15 protein-coding genes are annotated in these 18,323 nt (G+C 74.5%); 9 read left to right on the top strand and 6 right to left on the bottom strand.

What is annotated here, in order from left to right:
- Positions 1–11: 11 nt before the first annotated feature.
- Positions 12–899, bottom strand: a complete 888-nt coding sequence (locus ACFXGN_RS11840; RefSeq protein ID WP_384856751.1) for an alpha/beta fold hydrolase — start codon at positions 897–899, stop codon at positions 12–14.
- An 813-nt stretch (positions 900–1,712) separates the two neighbouring features.
- Positions 1,713–4,352: a DEAD/DEAH box helicase gene (locus ACFXGN_RS11835; protein ID WP_384856749.1), complete on the bottom strand. Its 2,640-nt coding sequence runs from the start codon at positions 4,350–4,352 to the stop codon at positions 1,713–1,715.
- 484 nt (positions 4,353–4,836) lie between these two features.
- Between ACFXGN_RS11835 and ACFXGN_RS11830 the strand changes: the two genes are divergently transcribed.
- Positions 4,837–5,559, top strand: coding sequence for a ferritin-like fold-containing protein (locus tag ACFXGN_RS11830; RefSeq protein ID WP_366440167.1), 723 nt, complete (start codon positions 4,837–4,839; stop codon positions 5,557–5,559).
- A gap of 34 nt (positions 5,560–5,593) precedes the next feature.
- Here ACFXGN_RS11830 and ACFXGN_RS11825 read toward each other — a convergent pair whose 3' ends face one another.
- From ACFXGN_RS11825 to ACFXGN_RS11810, 4 genes are all read right to left on the bottom strand, one after another.
- On the bottom strand, positions 5,594–5,863 hold the full coding sequence (locus ACFXGN_RS11825) for a hypothetical protein (protein ID WP_384856746.1): 270 nt from the start codon (positions 5,861–5,863) through the stop codon (positions 5,594–5,596).
- 352 nt (positions 5,864–6,215) lie between these two features.
- Positions 6,216–6,443 (bottom strand): DUF3107 domain-containing protein, encoded by a 228-nt coding sequence (locus ACFXGN_RS11820; RefSeq protein ID WP_351795725.1) that lies wholly within the window; start codon positions 6,441–6,443, stop codon positions 6,216–6,218.
- 127 nt (positions 6,444–6,570) lie between these two features.
- A complete protein-coding gene (locus ACFXGN_RS11815; RefSeq protein WP_366440169.1) occupies positions 6,571–7,230 on the bottom strand; it encodes a TetR/AcrR family transcriptional regulator in 660 nt (219 codons plus the stop codon).
- Positions 7,231–7,375: 145 nt separating this feature from the next.
- Complete coding sequence (locus tag ACFXGN_RS11810) at positions 7,376–7,618, bottom strand: hypothetical protein (RefSeq protein WP_384856742.1); 243 nt, start codon at positions 7,616–7,618, stop codon at positions 7,376–7,378.
- A 162-nt stretch (positions 7,619–7,780) separates the two neighbouring features.
- Between ACFXGN_RS11810 and ACFXGN_RS11805 the strand changes: the two genes are divergently transcribed.
- The 8 genes from ACFXGN_RS11805 (at position 7,781) to ACFXGN_RS11770 (ending at position 17,928) form a co-directional block, all read left to right on the top strand.
- On the top strand, positions 7,781–8,749 hold the full coding sequence (locus ACFXGN_RS11805; RefSeq protein ID WP_384856739.1) for an alpha/beta fold hydrolase: 969 nt from the start codon (positions 7,781–7,783) through the stop codon (positions 8,747–8,749).
- 8 nt (positions 8,750–8,757) lie between these two features.
- Positions 8,758–10,125, top strand: a complete 1,368-nt coding sequence (locus ACFXGN_RS11800; RefSeq protein ID WP_384856736.1) for a DUF3152 domain-containing protein — start codon at positions 8,758–8,760, stop codon at positions 10,123–10,125.
- A 101-nt stretch (positions 10,126–10,226) separates the two neighbouring features.
- Positions 10,227–10,322: an Ms4533A family Cys-rich leader peptide gene (locus ACFXGN_RS11795; RefSeq protein ID WP_351795738.1), complete on the top strand. Its 96-nt coding sequence runs from the start codon at positions 10,227–10,229 to the stop codon at positions 10,320–10,322.
- A gap of 189 nt (positions 10,323–10,511) precedes the next feature.
- On the top strand, positions 10,512–12,242 hold the full coding sequence (locus ACFXGN_RS11790; RefSeq protein WP_384856733.1) for an ABC transporter substrate-binding protein: 1,731 nt from the start codon (positions 10,512–10,514) through the stop codon (positions 12,240–12,242).
- Positions 12,243–12,268: 26 nt separating this feature from the next.
- Positions 12,269–13,216, top strand: coding sequence for an ABC transporter permease (locus tag ACFXGN_RS11785; protein ID WP_384856730.1), 948 nt, complete (start codon positions 12,269–12,271; stop codon positions 13,214–13,216).
- Positions 13,213–14,202, top strand: a complete 990-nt coding sequence (locus ACFXGN_RS11780; RefSeq protein ID WP_384856728.1) for an ABC transporter permease — start codon at positions 13,213–13,215, stop codon at positions 14,200–14,202. Before ACFXGN_RS11785 ends, ACFXGN_RS11780 begins: the two co-directional genes overlap by 4 nt.
- Entirely contained in the window at positions 14,199–15,929 is a 1,731-nt protein-coding gene (locus ACFXGN_RS11775; RefSeq protein WP_384856726.1) for a dipeptide ABC transporter ATP-binding protein, read from the top strand. Before ACFXGN_RS11780 ends, ACFXGN_RS11775 begins: the two co-directional genes overlap by 4 nt.
- 190 nt (positions 15,930–16,119) lie before the next feature.
- A complete protein-coding gene (locus ACFXGN_RS11770; RefSeq protein ID WP_384856723.1) occupies positions 16,120–17,928 on the top strand; it encodes a glycosyltransferase in 1,809 nt (602 codons plus the stop codon).
- Positions 17,929–18,323 lie beyond the last annotated feature (395 nt).

Raw genomic sequence — 18,323 nt, 5'->3', positions numbered from 1 at the left:
GGGAGCGGGCCTCAGCGGGCGGTCCCGGCCGTCCGGGGCACCGCCGTCCGCTCCCAGAAGCCGGTGAGCCGGTCGGTCAGCTCGCGCGGGTGCGACACGTTGGGGGAGTGGCCCGCGCCCGCGACCACGGTGTGGTGCGCGCCGGTGCGGGCCGCCGCCACGGCGAGGTCCGCCGTCGGCCAGACCGTCTCGTCCGCGCCGTACGCCATGTGGAGCGGCAGCGGCAGTGCGGCGAGTTCCGCCGTGCCGTCCGTACGGCTGAGCAGCAGCCGTCCCGCACCGGAGAGCTGGGCGATCCGGGTGCGCGTCCAGCGGCGCCGCAGGAAGTCCGCGAGCTGCGGGGCGTCGTCGGTGTCCGGCTCCTCGCCCCGGCTGTCCAGCCAGCACATCGCCTGCCACACCCGCTCCTTCGGCAGCAGCGCGAGGGCGGCGCGCAGCACCCTGACCCGGACGCGCTGCGGCCGGGACACCCGGCCGGGGCCGGAGGAGAGCAGGGTCAGGGAACGGAAGGCGCCCGGCGCGAGCGAGGCCGCCGCACGGGCCACCAGACCCCCGAAGGAGTGCCCGAGCAGATGGACGGGGCCGTCGCCGAGCGCGACGGCCTGCGCCACCGCGTCCAGCGCCAGCGCCTTGCGCCGGTACGCGGCCCGGCCCCGGGGGCCCGGAGTCTCGTACTGGCCCCGCCCGTCCACGGCCACGGCCCGGTACCCTGCCTCGCCCAGCGGCCCCAGCAGGGCGAGGAAGTCCTCCTTGCTGCCGGTGTAGCCGGGCAGCAGCAGCACCGTGCCGCGCCGCTCACCGGCCGGCCCGGCGTCGAGGACGGCGAAGTCGCCGCGCGCGGTCACCAGGCGACGGACGCGGGTACGGGTCGGCAGCGCGAGGGACCGGGGCTTGCTCATGTCTGGACTGTAACCGGAGGAACGCGCACCGGGGCGGCCCGGACGGCCGGGGCGAACCCCGGGGCGGCCCATGCCGTCCGGGACCGGAGCGGCCCCCGTGGGCGGGCCTCTTGAGCGGCCCGTGCGCGTTGGGGCGTGGGATGGCCGACGTGGGCGGGTCGCGGGGTGGTCCGTGGCCGACCGGGCGGTGATGTACGCGGGGTCGGGGGAGGCCGCTGTCTGCCGGGTCCGTGTCCGGGACGGTTCACGCACCCACGCCCGAACGGGCCGCGCGTCAGCCGGGGCAGGGAGTGGCCGACGTACACGGGACCTGGGGGAGGCCCGCGCCTGCCGGATGTGCCGGATGTGCCGGATGCGTGGGGTCGGCGTGCGGCCCGGGGCTCGGGCGGCCCCCGAGGGGCCTGAGCGGCGCGGGTCGGCGAGGCCGGGGGTCTGGGTACGCGGGTCCCGGAAGGCCGCTCGGGCCGTGGCCCGGAGCGGTGGGTCTGGGCAGGGGGCCGGGACGGTCCACCCGAGTGGGCGGCGAGCGGTCCGTGTCGACCGGGGCACCCGGCGACGGTCCCTGTCCGCCGGACCCGGATGGTCCACCCGCCCGCGCGGGGGCCCGGGGCGGGTCGTGTCCCTCGGGGGAACCCGGAGGGGTTCCCGTGAGGGGGCCCTGACTCCGTTCGTGTGAGACGGGGGCTCGGGGGAGGCCGACCCTTGGGGCCCGTAGGGGCCGCGCGCACCTCAGGACCCGGAGGGGTTCCCCGTACGCGCCGAGGCCCGGCCCCCGGGAAAGGGGCCGGGCCTCGGCGACGGGATCGGGCGGGATCAGCTCTCGGTCGGAGCCGCCGCCGCCTTCTTCGTGGTGCGGCGACGCGGAGCCTTGGGGGCCTCCTCGGCGGCCGGGACCTCGACGGCCGTGTCCGCCGGAGCGGCGGCGGCCTTCTTCGTCGTACGGCGCCGGGCCGGGGTCTTCGGCTCGGAGGCGTCGGGCGCCTCGGCGGCCACCGCCGCCTTCTTCGTCGTACGGCGCCGGGGAGCCTTGGGGGCCTCCTCGGCGGCCTCGGCGGCCGGGACCTCGACGGCCGTGTCCGCCGGAGCAGCGACGGCCTTCTTCGTCGTACGGCGGCGGGGGGCCTTCTTCGGCTCCTCGACCGGGGCGGCCTCGACGGCAGGCGCCGGGGCGGCCTCCGCGACGGGTGCCGGAGCGGCCTCCGCGACGGGGGCGGCCGGAGCCGCCTTGACGGCCGGGACCGTCACGACGACCGCCTCGGCGGGCGCGGAACCGGCCGGCGAACCGGCGGCCTTGCGCACCACCCGGCGGCGGGCGGGCTTCTGCGGCTCCTCCGCCACGACCGGCGCGGGCTCCGGCTCGACGACCGGCTCCACGACGGGAGCGGCGGTCACCGGCGAACCGGCGGCCTTGCGGACGACCCGGCGGCGGCGCGGCGCGGGAACCTCCGCCGTGGCCGGAGCCTCGGCGACGGGCTCCGCCACCACGGGGGCGGCGGCGACCGGCTCGGCGACCGCGACGGCCGAAACGGCGGCCTCGGCCACCGGGGCGGCGGTCTTCTTCGTCGTACGGCGGCGGGGGGCCTTCTTCGGCTCCTCGGCCGCGGCGACGGGCGCCGGAGCGGCCTCGACGGCGGTGGCCACCGGGGCGGCCGGGGCCGCCTTCGCCGCGTGCAGCGCGGCGGCGGCGGACTCCACGGTCTGGAACGAACCGGTGTCCTCGGCCGGACGGACCACCCGGGGGCGGCGACGGCGGGGCGCCGGAGCCTGTCCCTGGGCCACCGGGGCCTGGGCGGCCGGAGCGGTCCTGACGGCCTCCGGACGGGCGGCGGTCTTCTTCACCGAACGGCGACGCGGGGCCTTCGGCTCCTCCGCCGGGGCCTTCGGCTCCTCGGCCGGGGTGGCGGCGACGGGCGCCGGAGCGGCCTCGACGGCGGTCGCCACCGGGGCGGCCTCCGTACGGGCGGCGGCCACCGGGGCGGCCGGGGCCGTCTCGGTCTGCCGGGCCACCGGCTGCGACGGCGTCACCGACAGGGAGTCGGGGGCGCCGACACGGGTGCGGCGGCGACGGCGCGGGGTGCGCGGACCGGCCTCGGTCTTCACCTCGTCCGCGACCGGAGCCGTCTCGGTGGTAGTGGCCACCGGGGCGTCGTCCAGCTCGCCGCCCCGGGTGCGCCGACGCTGGCGCGGGGTCCGGGTGCGCTCGGGACGCTCCTCGGTCCGCTCGGTGCGCTCGGTCTTCGGGCCGCGCCCACGGCGTCCGCCGGGCTCGCCCAGGTCCTCCAGCTCCTCCGCGCCCAGACCCGCGCGGGTCCGCTCGCCTCGGGGCAGGACGCCCTTGGTGCCCGCCGGGATGTCCAGCTCCTCGAACAGGTGCGGGGAGCTGGAGTACGTCTCGGCCGGCTCGTGGAAGTCGAGGCCGAGCGCCTTGTTGATGAGCTGCCAGCGCGGGATGTCGTCCCAGTCGACCAGCGTGACGGCGGTGCCCTTCGCCCCGGCGCGGCCGGTGCGGCCGACCCGGTGCAGGAAGGTCTTCTCGTCCTCGGGGGACTGGTAGTTGATGACGTGGGTGACGCCCTCGACGTCGATGCCGCGCGCGGCGACGTCGGTGCAGACGAGGACGTCCACCTTGCCGTTGCGGAAGGCGCGCAGCGCCTGCTCGCGGGCGCCCTGGCCGAGGTCGCCGTGGACCGCGCCGGAGGCGAAGCCGCGCCGCTCCAGCTGCTCGGCGATGTCGGCGGCCGTCCGCTTGGTGCGGCAGAAGATCATCGCGAGCCCGCGGCCGTTGGCCTGGAGGATGCGGGAGACCAGCTCCGGCTTGTCCATCGAGTGGGCGCGGTAGACGCGCTGCTTGATGTTGGCGACGGTCACGCCCTCGCCGTCGGTCGAGGTGGCGCGGATGTGCGTCGGCTGCGACATGTAGCGGCGGGCGAGACCGATGACCGCGCCCGGCATGGTGGCAGAGAACAGCATGGTCTGACGCTTCGGCGGAAGCATGTTCATGATCTTCTCGACGTCGGGCAGGAAGCCCAGGTCGAGCATCTCGTCGGCCTCGTCGAGGACGAGGACCTTGACGGCGGACAGGTCGAGCTTGCGCTGTCCCGCCAGGTCGAGGAGACGGCCCGGGGTGCCGACGACGACGTCGACGCCCTTCTGGAGCGCCTCGACCTGGGGCTCGTACGCCCGGCCGCCGTAGATGGCGAGCACGCGCACGTTCCGCACCTTGCCCGCGGTCAGGAGGTCGTTGGTGACCTGCTGGCACAGCTCGCGGGTGGGCACGACGACGAGCGCCTGCGGGGCGTCGGTGAGCTGCTCGGGCTGGGCCCGGCCCGCCTCGACGTCCATCGGGACGGTGACGCGCTCCAGGATGGGGAGGCCGAAACCGAGGGTCTTGCCCGTGCCGGTCTTGGCCTGGCCGATGACGTCGGTGCCGGTGAGGGCGACCGGGAGGGTCATCTCCTGGATGGGGAAGGGAGTGACGATACCGACGGCCTCCAGGGCCTCGGCCGTCTCGGGGAGGATTCCGAGTTCTCGGAAAGTCGTAGTCAGGGTGCTGCCTCTTCTGTGAGACGCGGCGCGAGGCGAACGAAGGGGGTCGTACCGTGCCGGGAACCGCCGACGCGATCCTGGGATCGCTGCCGGGTGGCACGGGACCACTGCCGTCGCTCGAGCGTCGTACCGCTGAGGGTGACCCTTCCGCGGGTCCGCCGGAAGGGCTGTCGGGCCGGAGCCGATCGGGCCACCGACCGGGCATCCTCATTCATGAGTCGGCCCACCGGATACGTCCGAACGTGCGAAAGCATGTCCGCATACTCAGCAGGCGCATTACCACTGTACCCCGGAATCGCGCATGTGTGTTGGGAGAAATGGCGATGAGGGCACGGTCACACTGAATGACCAGCGCCTTCCCCCGGTGCGCGAGCGGGTTATTGTGCGCTCCATGGAGACGCCTGACAACGCCACACCGACCGGGATCGCCGCCGAGAACTGGGCGACGGCCGCCGAGGAGCCGCAGTACCGCGCGGCCGTGATCGACCTCCTCGGTGCCCTCGCCTACGGAGAGCTCGCGGCCTTCGAGCGGCTCGCCGAGGACGCCAAGCTGGCGCCGACCCTCGCGGACAAGGCGGAGCTGGCGAAGATGGCCTCGGCCGAGTTCCACCACTTCGAGCGGTTGCGGGACCGGCTCGCCGCCGTCGACGCGGAGCCGACCTCGGCCATGGAGCCCTTCGCCAAGGCGCTGGACGACTTCCACCGTCAGACCGCTCCCTCGGACTGGCTGGAGGGTCTGGTCAAGGCCTATGTGGGCGACTCGATCGCCAGCGACTTCTACCGGGAGGTCGCCGCCCGGCTCGACTCCGACACGCGCGGGCTCGTCCTCGCCGTCCTCGACGACACCGGCCACGGCAACTTCGCCGTGGAGAAGGTCCGCGCCGCGATCGACGCCGACCCGCGCGTCGGCGGCAGGCTCGCGCTCTGGGCGCGCCGGTTGATGGGCGAGGCACTCTCGCAGGCCCAGCGGGTGGTGGCCGAGCGGGACGCGCTCTCCACGATGCTGGTCGGCGGGGTCGCGGACGGCTTCGACCTCGCGGAGGTGGGCCGGATGTTCTCCCGGATCACCGAGGCGCACACCAAGCGGATGGCCGCGCTGGGTCTGGCGGCCTGAGACCGCCGCTCCTCCGTGCGGTCGGCGGCGGCCGTCACACCGCCGCTGATCGCCGCAGCCGCCGTGAGGCGGGCCTGACGAGCAGTGAGATGAGCACCGCCGACACGGCCACGGCCCCGACGAGGGTGGCGAGGAAGTGGCCCGGCCCCAGGGCCCCGTGGGTGACGAGCGCCCCGAAGACACCGCCCAGCGTGCCGGTGAGAAGGACGGTCGCCCGGACGGGGAGACGGTCGGGCAGCCGGTGCGCGGCGGCCCAGGCCAGGGCGAAACCGAGCAGGGCGGAGCCGAGGGCTTCCAGGAACACGGCGGATCACCTCGCGGAGCGTGCGGGGCGGGTGGTGCGGTCGAAGGCCCTCCTACCCAGGGCGCGCGGAAAACAATCCTTCCGTACGTCCTGACGTGGACATACAGGCATACGAGAGACCGCCCGGCGGATCCTCAGCGGATCTCCGGTGGGTCTTCGATGGATCTCCGGCGGATCTTCGGTGGATCTTCGGCGGGCGCCGGTCCGGAGCCGTTCCCCAGCCCCCAGCCCCCAGCCCCCAGCCCCCAGCCCTTCGGCCGACGCCCCGCCCCTTCCCGGTCCGGACGCACGGAAGGCCCGGTGGACCAGGACGGTCCACCGGGCCTTCCGCGGAATTCCGGGCCCGAAGGGCTCAGAGCGTGCCGAAGCCCACGCGGCGCACGGCGGGCTCGCCGAGCTCCACGTACGCGATCTTCTCGGCCGGGACGAGGACCTTGCGGCCCTTCTCGTCCGAGAGGCTGAGCAGCTGCGCCTTGCCGGCCAGCGCGTCGGCGACGGCGCGCTCCACCTCCTCGGCGGACTGCCCGCTCTCCAGAACGATCTCCCGGGGTGCGTGCTGCACGCCGATCTTGACCTCCACGGCTATGTCCCTCCGAACGGTCAGCGTTGCGCGATTCTCCGCGCCGTACGCTGCACACATTAGCCCGGTGAGGGGACGTGCACGGTTCAGCCGCCGCACGCCAGGAGCGAACAGCGCGCGGGAACGCTCAGTGGCCCTCGGCGCTCAGCTGTCCGTCGACCGGGTGCAGCGGGAACCCGGCGATGCCGCGCCACGCCAGCGAGGTCAGCAGGCCGACCGCCTTGTCGCGGGGGATGGCGGACCCGCTCGACAGCCAGTAGCGGGCCACGACCTGGGAGACCCCGCCGAGGCCCACGGCGAGCAGCATCGACTCGTCCTTGGCGAGACCGGTGTCCTCGGCGATGACCTCGGAGATCGCCTCGGCGCACTGGAGGCTCACCCGGTCCACGCGCTCGCGCACGGCCGGTTCGTTCGTCAGATCGGACTCGAAGACCAGCCGGAAGGCGCCGCCCTCGTCCTCGACGTACGCGAAGTAGGCGTCCATCGTGGCGGCGACGCGCAGCTTGTTGTCGGTGGTGGAGGCGAGCGCGGTCCGCACCGCGAGGAGCAGCGACTCGCAGTGCTGGTCGAGCAGGGCGAGGTACAGCTCCAGCTTCCCCGGGAAGTGCTGGTAGAGCACCGGCTTGCTGACGCCCGCCCGCTCGGCGATGTCGTCCATGGCGGCCGAGTGGTATCCCTGGGCGACGAAGACCTCCTGGGCCGCGCCGAGGAGCTGGTTCCGTCGGGCACGTCGCGGCAGGCGCGTGCCCCGAGGGCGTGCTGCCTCTGTCTGCTCGATGGCGCTCACGCGGCCTCCCAAGAATCGATCCATGCGCGCTGTCGCCCGCGTGGCCATCGTACTTTTGGGTAACCCGGCTGTGCGCGGTGCGAACGCAGAATTTCACGGACCGGACGCCCAGGTCGACAGGCGATTCAAGTTTAAACCGAACAAATCAGCGGTAGTCGTCCTCGTCCAGGGCGACGACCCGGGCCTGTTCGGAGGAATCGGCCTCGTTCGCCGAATCCCGTTCGAGGTGGGTGACCGGCTCGTCCTCGCGCTGCCGCAGTTCCGCGTGCTGTTCGGCCGCGTCCGCCTCCGGGATCTCGTCGTCCAGCACGCTGCTCCCTTCCCGGGCCTCTTCGGCTTCTTCGGCTTCCTCGGCGAAAGTGTCGGGATCGCTCGGATCGACGGTCATGGGGTTCCTTCCGGCGGCGGGTCGCGGTCCTCTCCGAAGGCCCTCTCCTCCGAGCCTAGGAGCAGCCGCCTCCCACCGCACACGCACGGGTGACCGCACGGTTCCGTACGTGTGACCGCATCCACACACGCCCGCGCGTGATCGTCTCGTAATATTGCGGCCATGTCGTCGACCGAGCTGCCGGAAACCCGGACCGCCGCCGTGTCCTCCGCGTCGCGCGCGCCCCGTGCCGTACGGGTCGCCGACGGCGAGGAACTCCGCTCCGTACCGCTGCCCGGACTCACCCTCTCGGTGCGCGCCAGGCCCGGCGACGGGCCGGGGCGGGCGCCCGCGCTGTTCGTGCACGGTCTCGGCGGTTCCTCGCAGAACTGGTCCGCGCTGATGCCGCTGCTCTCGGACCTCCTCGACTCCGAGGCGGTCGACCTGCCCGGCTTCGGCGACTCCCCGCCGCCCGACAACGGCGACTACTCGGTCACCGGGCACGCCCGTGCCGTCGTCCGGCTCCTCGACTCCTCGGGCCGGGGCCCGGTCCACCTCGTCGGCAACTCGCTGGGCGGCGCGGTCGCCACCCGGGTCGCCGCCGCCCGGCCCGACCTGGTCCGCACCCTGACCCTCGTCTCGCCCGCCCTGCCCGAGCTGCGCGCCCAGCGGACCGCCTGGCCTACGGCCCTGCTCGCGGTGCCCGGCGTCGCCGGGTTCTTCGCGAGGCTCAGCCGGGACTGGACGCCGGAGCAGCGCGTCCGGGGCGTCCTCTCGCTCTGTTACGGGGACCCCGGCCGGGTCACCGACGAAGGCTTCCTGCACGCCGTGGAGGAGATGGAGCGGCGCCTCGAACTCCCTTATTTCTGGGACGCGATGGCCCGCTCCGCGCGCGGCATCGTGGACGCGTACACGCTCGGCGGGCAGCACGGACTGTGGCGGCAGGCCGAACGGGTCCTCGCGCCGACGCTGCTCGTCTACGGTGGACGCGACCAGCTCGTCTCGTACCGGACGGCCCGCCGGGCAGCCGCCGCCTTCAGCGGCTCGCGCCTGCTGACCCTTCCCGAGGCGGGTCACGTGGCGATGATGGAGTACCCCGAGACGGTCGCGCAGGCCGTCCGGGACCTGATCGCCGACAACGGCGGGAGCTGATCCGGGGCGTGGGACGACACAGCCGCAAGGGTGCCGCGCCGTCGGTGGCCGACACCGGGCAGCAGCCCGTGGCGGAACCGGCGCCGCCACGGCCCGGCACCCCGCAGGGCACCGGCCGCCGCCGCAGGCAGCCGGGCGAGCCCGGCACCCCCGCCCACGGGACTCCGCTGTACGGGTCGCCCGCGTACGGGTCCCCGGAGCACGGCACCCCCGCGCACGGCACCCCCGCGTACGGGTCCGCCGGGCCGGGCGCCCCCGCGCACGGCGCCCCTCCGCGCGGTCCCGCCGGGCCCGGTACTCCCGCCCACGGCACCCCCGTCCACCGCGTCCCCGCGTCGGCCGGTGCTCCCGGTCCCGGCGCTCCCGGTCCCGGGGCGTCCGCGCGCGGGGGCCATCCGCAGCACGACGAGGGCGGTCCGCGCCCCGGGGCGTACGGCCCGGGACCCGGGTCCGGCCGGGCCCGACGGGGCTCCGAGCAGGTCCCGTTCGTCCCCGGCCCGCGCCGCGAGAGCCTTCCCGAGGAGGAGCCGGAGGCGGAGCTCCCGGCCGCCCGGGGCGGACTCGGCCGCACCCTCACCGGAGTCGCCGCCGCCGCCGTCGCCACCGTCCTGGCCGTCGTCGTCGCCGGGCAGGTCACGGACCGGGAGACGACCGGGGCGGCCCCCCGCGCCGCCGAGGAGCCGGACGGGCGCGCCTCGGCCGACGGCCCGGCCTCCCGCTCCGACGACCGGGCCGCCCCGACGAGCCCCGCGCCGGTCGCCACCCCGCCGCCGCCCACCTACGAACAGCTGATGACCCGGCAGTACCCGATCGACCCCAAGCTGAAGGGCTCCGGCACCTTCAAGGCCGTGCCCGGCTTCCAGAAGGCCCCCGGCCCCGGACGGCTGATCCGCTACCGGATCGACGTCGAGGAGGGGCTCGGACTCGACACGGAACTCTTCGCCTCGGCCGTGCAGAAGACCCTCAACGACCCGCGCAGCTGGGCCGGACAGGGCGCCATGTCCTTCGAGCGGATCTCCAGCGGGGACCCCCGCTTCGTCATCACGCTCGCCAGCCCCGGCACCACCGGAGCCTGGTGCGCCAAGTCCGGTCTCGACACGACGGTCGACAACGTGTCCTGCGACTCGGCCTCCACCGACCGCGTGATGATCAACGCGTTCCGCTGGGCCCAGGGGTCGGCGACCTTCGGCCCCAAGGCGATGTACGCCTACCGGCAGATGCTCATCAACCACGAGGTCGGACACCGGCTCGGGCACGGCCACAAGGACTGTGCCACGCCCGGCGCCCTCGCCCCGGTGATGCAGCAGCAGACGAAGTCCCTGAACATCGGCGGAATCAAGTGCCTCCCCAACCCCTGGGTCCATCCCGGGAGTTGACATTCCGGCCGATGGATTCCGGCCCGTGGACGGGGGCGCGGAATCCCGGGATTTCCGATGCCGCATTGACATCGCTCGCGTGTTCGTTCATATTTCTCGGCATGTCGCACCGTCACGTCGTCTCCGAGCGCGCCGCCATTGAGCTGGCGCTCATCGGCGTGACCGGACACTCCGTCGCCGACGTTCTCTGTAGCTGACGCCCGCCCGAGCGCTCGTCGGCCCTTCTTTCCGTAATTTCCTACGCGAATGTGCCGCGCCCGGGTTCTTCCTTCCCGCAGGCGCGGCTTTCTCCTTTTCCCGGCGCATTTCCCGGGACGACTCCGCTCGCCGCTGCCCGCGTGGAATTCCCTTTTCCCGTTCGCAGTTCCCCGAGAGGTTCTCTTCCGATGCGTCGATCGTCCGTCATCTCGCGCCGCGTGGCAGCCGCCGCCGTCAGTCTCGTCCTGGCCTCGGGCGCCGTCGCCTGCGCGGGACCCGAGGGCACCGGCGCCAAGGACGGCACCCCCGGCAAGGACTCCGGAGCCCCGCGGAAGGGCGGCACGCTGACCGTCCTCAACAGCGAGCCCCAGACCGACTTCGACCCCGCCCGGCTCTACACCTCCGGCGGCGGCAACGTCCCCTCCCTCGTCTTCCGCACGCTCACCACCCGCAACCGCGAGGAGGGCGCCGCGGGCACTCAGGTCGTCCCCGACCTCGCCACCGACACCGGCCGCCCCAACAAGGACGCCACCGAGTGGACGTTCACGCTGAAGGAGGGCCTGAAGTTCGAGGACGGCACGCCCATCACCAGCGCCGACATCAAGCACGGCGTCGAGCGCTCCTTCGCCGCCGAACTCTCCGGCGGCGCCCCCTACCTGCGGGACTGGCTCATCGGCGGCGACACCTACCAGGGCCCGTACAAGGACAAGAAGGGCCTCGCCTCCGTCGCCACCCCCGACGCCCGGACCATCGTCTTCAAGCTGCGCAAGCCCGAGGGCGAGTTCCCCTTCGTCGCCACCCAGACCCAGTTCACCCCCGTCCCCAAGGCCAAGGACACCGGCGCGAAGTACGAGGAGCACCCGCTGTCCTCCGGCCCGTACAAGGTCGTGCGGAACGAGAACGACGGCGAGCGACTGGTCCTGGAGCGCAACGCGCACTGGGACCCGAAGACCGACGAGGAGCGCAAGGCCTACCCCGACCGGATCGACGTCCGCTCCGGTCTCGACGAGGCCGTCATCAACCAGCGCCTCGCCACCTCCACCGGCGCCGACTCCGCCGCCGTCACCACCGACACCAACCTCGGCCCGGCCGAACTCGCCCAGGTCGGCTCCGACAAGGCGCTCGCCGCCCGCGTCGGCACCGGTCACTTCGGCTACACCAACTACCTCGCCTTCAACCCGAAGGTGAAGCCCTTCGACAACCCGAAGGTGCGCCAGGCGATCTCGTACGCCGTCAACCGCACCAGCGTCGTCAACGCGGCGGGCGGCTCCGCGCTCGCCGAGGCCGCCACCACCTTCCTGCCCGAGCGGGAGTCCTTCGGGTACACGCCGTACGACCACTTCCCGGCCGGGAAGACCGGTGACCCGGAGAAGGCCAGGTCCCTGCTGAAGGAAGCCGGGTACCCCGACGGCCTCACGATCACCCTGCTGCACTCCACCGCCCAGAACCGTGCCACCAGCCCCGAGATCGCCACCGCCGTCCAGGAGGCGCTCGGTAAGGCGGGCATCAAGGTCGAGCTGGACGGCCAGGAGCCCAACTCCTTCAACGAGAAGCGCTGGAGCGTCAAGGACGCGCCCGGCTTCTTCCTCTCCCGCTGGGGCGCCGACTGGCCCGCGGGCGGCCCGTTCCTCGCGCCGATCTTCGACGGCCGCCAGATCGTCACCAACGGCTCCAACTACAACCACGCGCAGCTGAACGACCCGGCGGTCAACCAGGAGATCGACGAGATCAACAAGCTCACCGACCTCAAGGCCGCCGCCGTCCGCTGGGGCGCCCTCGACAAGAAGATCGGCGAGCAGGCGCTCGACGTGCCCCTCTTCCACCCCGTCTACAAGCGGCTCGTCGGCAAGAGCGTCAAGAACGTCGTCATCAGCGACTGGACCGGTGTCCTCGACGTCTCGCAGGTCGCGGTCAAGTGACTTCCCCGACCGGTACGACGGCGCCCGTGGCGGGCCTTCCCGCCACGGGCGCCGCCCGGCAGGTGTGGCGACGGCTCCGCACCCGTCCGGCAGCCCTCGTCTCCGCCGCCGTCCTCCTCCTGCTCGTCCTCCTCGCCCTCGCCGCCCCGCTGCTCGCCGCCCTCACCGGCCAGGACCCGAACACGTACCACGACGACCTCGTCGACTCGGCCCGCGGCGGCGTCCCGTACGGCGCCTTCGGCGGGGCGAGCGCCGACCACTGGCTCGGCGTCGAACCCGGCACCGGCCGCGACCTGTTCGTCCGGCTCCTGTACGGCGCCCGGATCTCCCTCCTCGTCGCCGTCGGCGCCACCGTCGTCCAGGTCCTCCTCGGACTCCTCGTCGGCCTCGCCGCCGGGCTCGGCAACCGCTGGGCCGACAGCGTCCTCGGCCGCGTCACCGACGTCCTCGTCGCCCTCCCGATGCTGGTCCTCGCCGTCGCCCTCACCGCCGTCGTCCCGCGCGGCTTCCCCCGCCCGCTGCTGCTGATCCTCGTCATCGGCTTCCTCGGCTGGGCCGGGACCTCCCGGATCGTGCGGGCCCAGACCCTCACCCTGCGCGGCCTCGACTTCGTCGCCGCCTCCCGGCTCGCGGGCTCCGGCCCCTGGCGGACCGCCCGCCGCGAACTCCTGCCCGCCCTCGCCGCCCCCGTCATCACCTACGCGGCGATCCTCGTCCCCACCAACATCGTCGTCGAGGCCTCGCTCTCCTTCCTCGGCGTGGGCGTCACCCCGCCCACCCCGTCCTGGGGGCAGATGCTGTCGAGCGCGCAGACCTGGTTCCGGGCCGACCCCGCCTACGTCCTGCTCCCCGCCGGACTGCTCTTCGTCACCGTGCTCGCCTTCACCGTCCTCGGCGACGCGGTCCGCACGGCCCTCGACCCGCGCGAGGCCGGCCGGCTGCGCGTGGGCACCCGTAAGGAGACCTCCCGATGACCCGCTTCGTCCTCAAGCGGCTCGCGGGTGCCGCGCTCGTCCTCCTGGCGCTCTCGGTCCTCGTGTACGCGCTCTTCTACCTGGCCCCGGGCGACCCCGCCCGGCTCGCCTGCGGGGAGCGTTGCAACCCCCAGCAGATAGCCCAGGTCCGCGAGCAACTCGGCCTGAACCAGAGCGTGTTCGCGCAGTACCTGCACTTCCTCCAGGGCGTGTTCACCGGCCGCGACTACTCGGCGGGCACCTCCGTCGTCCACTGCGACGCGCCCTGCCTCGGCCTCTCCTACCAGAGCGACCAGCAGGTCACCCGGATCATCCTGGACCGACTCCCCGCCACCGCCTCCCTCACCTTCGGCGCCATGACCGTCTGGCTCCTCGTCGGCGTCGGCACCGGACTGCTCTCCGCGCTCCGCCGGGGCGGACCCACCGAGCGCCTGCTGACCCTCGTCACCCTCGCGGGCACCGGCACCCCCGTCTTCATCCTGGGCCTCGTCCTCCTCATGGTGGTCTGCGCCCACCTCCAGTGGCTGCCCTTCCCCAGCTACGTACCGCTCGCCGAGGACCCCGAGCAGTGGGCCTGGAACATGCTGCTGCCCTGGCTCACCCTCGGCCTCTTCGAATCCGCCAAGTACGCCCGGCTCACCAGGAGTTCCACCCTGGAGACACTCGCCGAGGACCACATCAGGACCTTCCGCGCCTACGGGGTCGGGGAACGGTCCGTCGTCACCCGGCACGCCCTGCGCGGCGCCGTCCCGCCCGTGATCGCGGTCAGCGCCGTCGACTTCGGCTCGATGTTCGGCGGAGCCGTCCTCACCGAGTCCCTCTTCGGCATCCCCGGACTCGGCAAGACCCTCATCGACGGGGTCCGCTCCGTCGACCTGCCGGTGGTGGTGGGCGTCGTCCTGGTGACCGGCGTCTTCGTCGTCCTCGCCAACGTCCTCGCCGACGTGCTCTACGCCGCCGCCGACCGAAGGGTCGTCCTCACATGACACCGCCCGCCGAAGCCCCTGGGACACCGCTCCCCCCGCCCCGCGAGGACACCGCCGCCGCGACACCGCCCGCACGGGATCACGGCCCCGCCGCGCCGCCGCTCGTCGAAGTCCGCGACCTCACCGTCGAGTTCGCCCGCGACGGCGCACCCGTCCGGGCCGTCGACGGACTCTCCTTCACCCTGGAGGAGGGCCGCGCGCTCGCCCTCGTCGGCGAGTCCGGCAGCGGCAAGTCCACCGTCGCCGCCGCCCTCCTCGGACTCCACCGGGGCACCGGAGCCCGCATCGGCGGCACCGTACGCGTCGACGGCACCGACCCGGCCACCGCGGGCCCCGCCGCACTGCGACGGCTGCGCGGCGGCACCGCCGCCATGGTCTTCCAGGACCCGCTGTCCGCCCTCGACCCGTACTACGCCGTCGGCGACCAGATCGCCGAGGTCCACCGGACCCACTTCGGCGGCACCCGGCGCGCCGCCCGCGCCCGCGCCGTCCAGGTCCTCGACCGGGTCGGCATCCCCGACGCCGCCCGCCGCTCCCGCTCCCGCCCGCACGAGTTCAGCGGCGGGATGCGACAGCGCGCCCTGCTCGCGATGGCCCTCGCCTGCGCACCCCGGCTCCTCGTCGCCGACGAACCGACCACCGCCCTCGACGTCACCGTGCAGGCCCAGATCCTCGACCTGCTGCACGAACTGCGCCGCGAGACCGGCACCGCGCTGCTCCTCGTCACCCATGACGTCGGCGTGGCCGCCGAGAGCGTCGACGAGGTCCTCGTCATGCGCGACGGCCGCGCGATCGAACGCGGACCCGTCGCGACCGTCCTGGGCGCCCCGGCGGAGCCGTACACCCGACGGCTGCTCGCCGCCGTGCCCCGGCTCGACGGGCCGGTCAGGCCCGCCCCGGCCGAGGACGGCCCGCCGCTCCTCGAAGCACACGGCCTGCGCAGGGAGTTCGGGCGCGGCGGGAAGACCTTCACCGCCGTCGACGGGGTCTCCCTCACCGTCCGCGCCGGTGAGACCCTCGGCGTCGTGGGGGAGTCCGGCAGCGGCAAGACCACCCTGGGCCGGATGCTGGTACGGCTCCTCGACCCCACCGACGGCGAACTCCGCTACCGGGGAACGGAGATCGGCTCCCTCACCGACCGGGAACTGCGCCCCCACCGCCGCGAACTCCAGATGGTCTTCCAGGACCCCGTCTCCTCCCTCAACCCGCGCCGCACCGTCGGCGAGTCGATCGCCGACCCCCTGCGGGCGGCGGGGGAGCGCGACGGGACCCGGATCCGGACCCGGGTGCGGGAACTGCTCGACCGGGTGGGCCTCGACCCCGACCGGTACGGCGCCTACCCGCACGAGTTCAGCGGCGGACAGCGGCAGCGCGTCGGCATCGCCCGCGCCCTCGCCGCCGAACCCCGGCTGATCGTCTGCGACGAACCCGTCTCCGCGCTCGACGTCACCACCCAGGCCCAGGTCGTCGCGCTGCTCGCCGAACTCCAGGCCGAACTGGGCCTCGGGCTCGTCTTCATCGCCCACGACCTCGCCGTCGTCCGGCAGGTCAGCGACCGGGTCGCCGTCATGCACGAGGGCCGGATCGTCGAACAGGGCACGGTCGCCGAGGTGTACGGCGCGCCCCGGGACCCTTACACCCGGCGGCTCCTCGCGGCCGTCCCCTCGCTCGACCCGGTCCGCGCGGCGGAGCGCCGGGAGCTGCGCCGGGAGCCCGCCGCCGTCTGACCCTCCGTGTCCGCCCCGGCGCGTACCGCGACAGAACGCGACCGCGCGGCGAAAGTTACGTGCATTCACCCCTTCCGGTGGTGCGACGGACAACCGTCCGTCGCGCCACCGCTGTCTCCGCTTACGTTCGTCCCGCTGCGAGTCGCCCGACCGGAGGTGGCCGCCGTCAAGGGAGATCGGGGGTGCGCACGTGCGGATCGGACTGCTCACGGAGGGTGTCCACCCGAACGCGGCCGGTGGGTACGGACGCTGGTGCGAACGGCTCGTACGCGGCCTCGGGCAGCACCAGTTCGACCTGTACGCCCAGGGAGCCCCCGGCGGCGCGCGCCCGCTCCCGCCGAACGCCCGCCTCGTCCGCACCGCCCCCTCCGGCGGCCCCGGGACCGGCCCGGCGGCCGGGAACCTCCTCGAACGCACCGCGTTCGGCGCACGGGCCGCCCGGCGCGCGTACGGCCGCCGCGACCGGCACCGCTTCACCGAGGCCCTCCACCTGCTCGCCACCGGCCTGTGCGCGGAGGAGACCGGGGGCGCGCGGGACGGCGGGCACGCCGGGGGCGCGCGGTACGTCGGGGAAGCACGGTACGAGGGGTACGAGCGGTACGAGGGGGGCGCGCGGGACACCGGGGGCCCGCAGCCCGTCCGGGAGGCCGCCCCGGCGGCACGGCACCCCGGGGGAGAGGCGCCGGACGCCCCCGAACCCGCCTTCGCCGCCGGGCTGTACGCCCTCGCGGACCTCGCCCGCGAGCGCGGCGGACTCCCCGGCGCGCTCCGCTCCGACGACGCCGTCCGCGTCCTCGAAGCCGCCTGCCGCGCCCCCGGCGCACGCCGGGGCGCCGCCGCCGCGCTCCCCGACCACCTCGCCTTCGCCGAGCACCTCGCCCACGTCCTGCGGCCCCTCTCCTTCGACTGGTACGACGAGGACGCGCTGGGCGCCGCCGACCTCTGCCACGCCACCGCCGGAGGAACCACGGCGCTCCCCGGGCTCCTGGCCAAACGCTTCTTCGGGACGCCGCTGCTCGTCACCGAGTACGGCGTCCCCCTCCGCGCCCACTACCTCTCCACCGAGGGCGCGGGCCACTCCGCGCCCCTGCGCACCCTGCTCGCCGCCCTTCACGGCCGTCTCTCCGCCGAGGTCTACCGGCGGGCCGACCTCCTCACCCCGGGCAACGCCCACGCCCGCCGCTGGCAGGAGCGGTGCGGCGCCGACCGGGCCCGCGTCCGCACCGTCCACCCCGGGCTGCCCGCCGACCGCTTCGCCGAGACCGGCGAGAACGAGGAGAGCGGCGACCCCGCCACCCTGGTCTGGGTCGGCCGCGTCGAACCCGCCAAGAACCTCGTCGGGCTGCTGCACTCCTTCGCCGAGATCCGCTCCCGGCAGCCCGACGCCCGGCTGCGGATCGTCTCCGTGCCCGTACGGGACCCCGGTTCCGCCGCCCACCTCGCGCACTGCCGGGGGCTCGCGGACCGGCTCTTCCCCGACGAGGCGCCCGGCGCGCACGCCGTCGGCGAGAGCCCGGTCTCCTTCGCGGAACTCGGCGGCCCCGAGGCGCCCACCCTGGAGGACACCTACGCCTCGGGCGCGGTCGTCGTCCTGTCCAGCGTCGTCGAAGGCTTCCCCGCCGCACTCGTCGAGGCCATGTTCTGCGCCCGCGCCACCGTCTCCACGGACGTCGGCGCCGTCGTCGAGATCATCGGCGGCACGGGTCTCGTCGTCCCGCCGCGCAATCCACGGGCGTTCGCCGACGCCTGCCTGGCGCTCCTCCGCGACCCCGACCGCCGCCACCGGCTCGGCGCCGCCGCCCGCGCCCGCGCGCTCGAACTCTTCACCGTCGAACAGAACCTGGCCGCGTTCCGCGGCATCTACCTCGAACTCCTCTCCCGCGCGCCGGTCCGCCGCCCCCGGGACGGTGTGCTCTTCGCCCACCCCGCCGAGGCGCACGTACCGGGCAGCTGGACGCACCGGACCGTGACCGTGGGGACAGGAGCCCCCGATGCCTGAAGGAGGCACCCCCATGCGCGGCTCCGCCGCCCCCACGAGCCCCGGAGCCTGGAACGCCCGCTCCGAGGCCCTCCTCGGCACCCCGGCCCCGCCCCACGGCGCCCCGACTCACAGCGCCCCGACTCACAGCGCCGGGACCCACGACGTCGGGACCCGCGACCGCCGTGGCGCCGAGGGCCCCCTGGACGCCCTCCCGCCCGGGATAGCCCCGCCCCCGGCACGGACCACCCCGCCCCCGGCACGGACGGCCTTACCCCCGGCGCGGACCACCCCGCCCTCAGGACACCGCCCGCCCGCCCCGACGCACCCGTACGAGCCTCCCGCGCATCCGGCGACCACGCCCGAGCACCCGCCCGCGCCCGCCCGGCCGACCGGTGCCACCCCCGCGCACCCGG

The organism is Streptomyces sp. NPDC059247 (assembly GCF_042754005.1).
Taxonomy (GTDB): Bacteria; Actinomycetota; Actinomycetes; order Streptomycetales; family Streptomycetaceae; genus Streptomyces.
The sequence above is the reverse complement of the archived record's forward strand: the minus strand, read 5'-3'. Positions and strand labels throughout refer to the sequence as shown.

What these genes read in the sequence shown, in the direction of transcription:
- ACFXGN_RS11840 (WP_384856751.1), bottom strand. Translation starts at nt 899, where the DNA reads ATGAGCAAGCCCCGGTCCCTCGCGCTGCCGACCCGTACCCGCGTCCGT.
- ACFXGN_RS11835 (WP_384856749.1), bottom strand. Translation starts at nt 4,352, where the DNA reads ATGACCCTCCCGGTCGCCCTCACCGGCACCGACGTCATCGGCCAGGCC.
- ACFXGN_RS11830 (WP_366440167.1), top strand. Translation starts at nt 4,837, where the DNA reads ATGGAGACGCCTGACAACGCCACACCGACCGGGATCGCCGCCGAGAAC.
- ACFXGN_RS11810 (WP_384856742.1), bottom strand. Translation starts at nt 7,618, where the DNA reads ATGACCGTCGATCCGAGCGATCCCGACACTTTCGCCGAGGAAGCCGAA.
- ACFXGN_RS11805 (WP_384856739.1), top strand. Translation starts at nt 7,781, where the DNA reads ATGTCGTCGACCGAGCTGCCGGAAACCCGGACCGCCGCCGTGTCCTCC.
- ACFXGN_RS11795 (WP_351795738.1), top strand. Translation starts at nt 10,227, where the DNA reads ATGTCGCACCGTCACGTCGTCTCCGAGCGCGCCGCCATTGAGCTGGCG.
- ACFXGN_RS11790 (WP_384856733.1), top strand. Translation starts at nt 10,512, where the DNA reads ATGCGTCGATCGTCCGTCATCTCGCGCCGCGTGGCAGCCGCCGCCGTC.
- ACFXGN_RS11780 (WP_384856728.1), top strand. Translation starts at nt 13,213, where the DNA reads ATGACCCGCTTCGTCCTCAAGCGGCTCGCGGGTGCCGCGCTCGTCCTC.
- ACFXGN_RS11775 (WP_384856726.1), top strand. Translation starts at nt 14,199, where the DNA reads ATGACACCGCCCGCCGAAGCCCCTGGGACACCGCTCCCCCCGCCCCGC.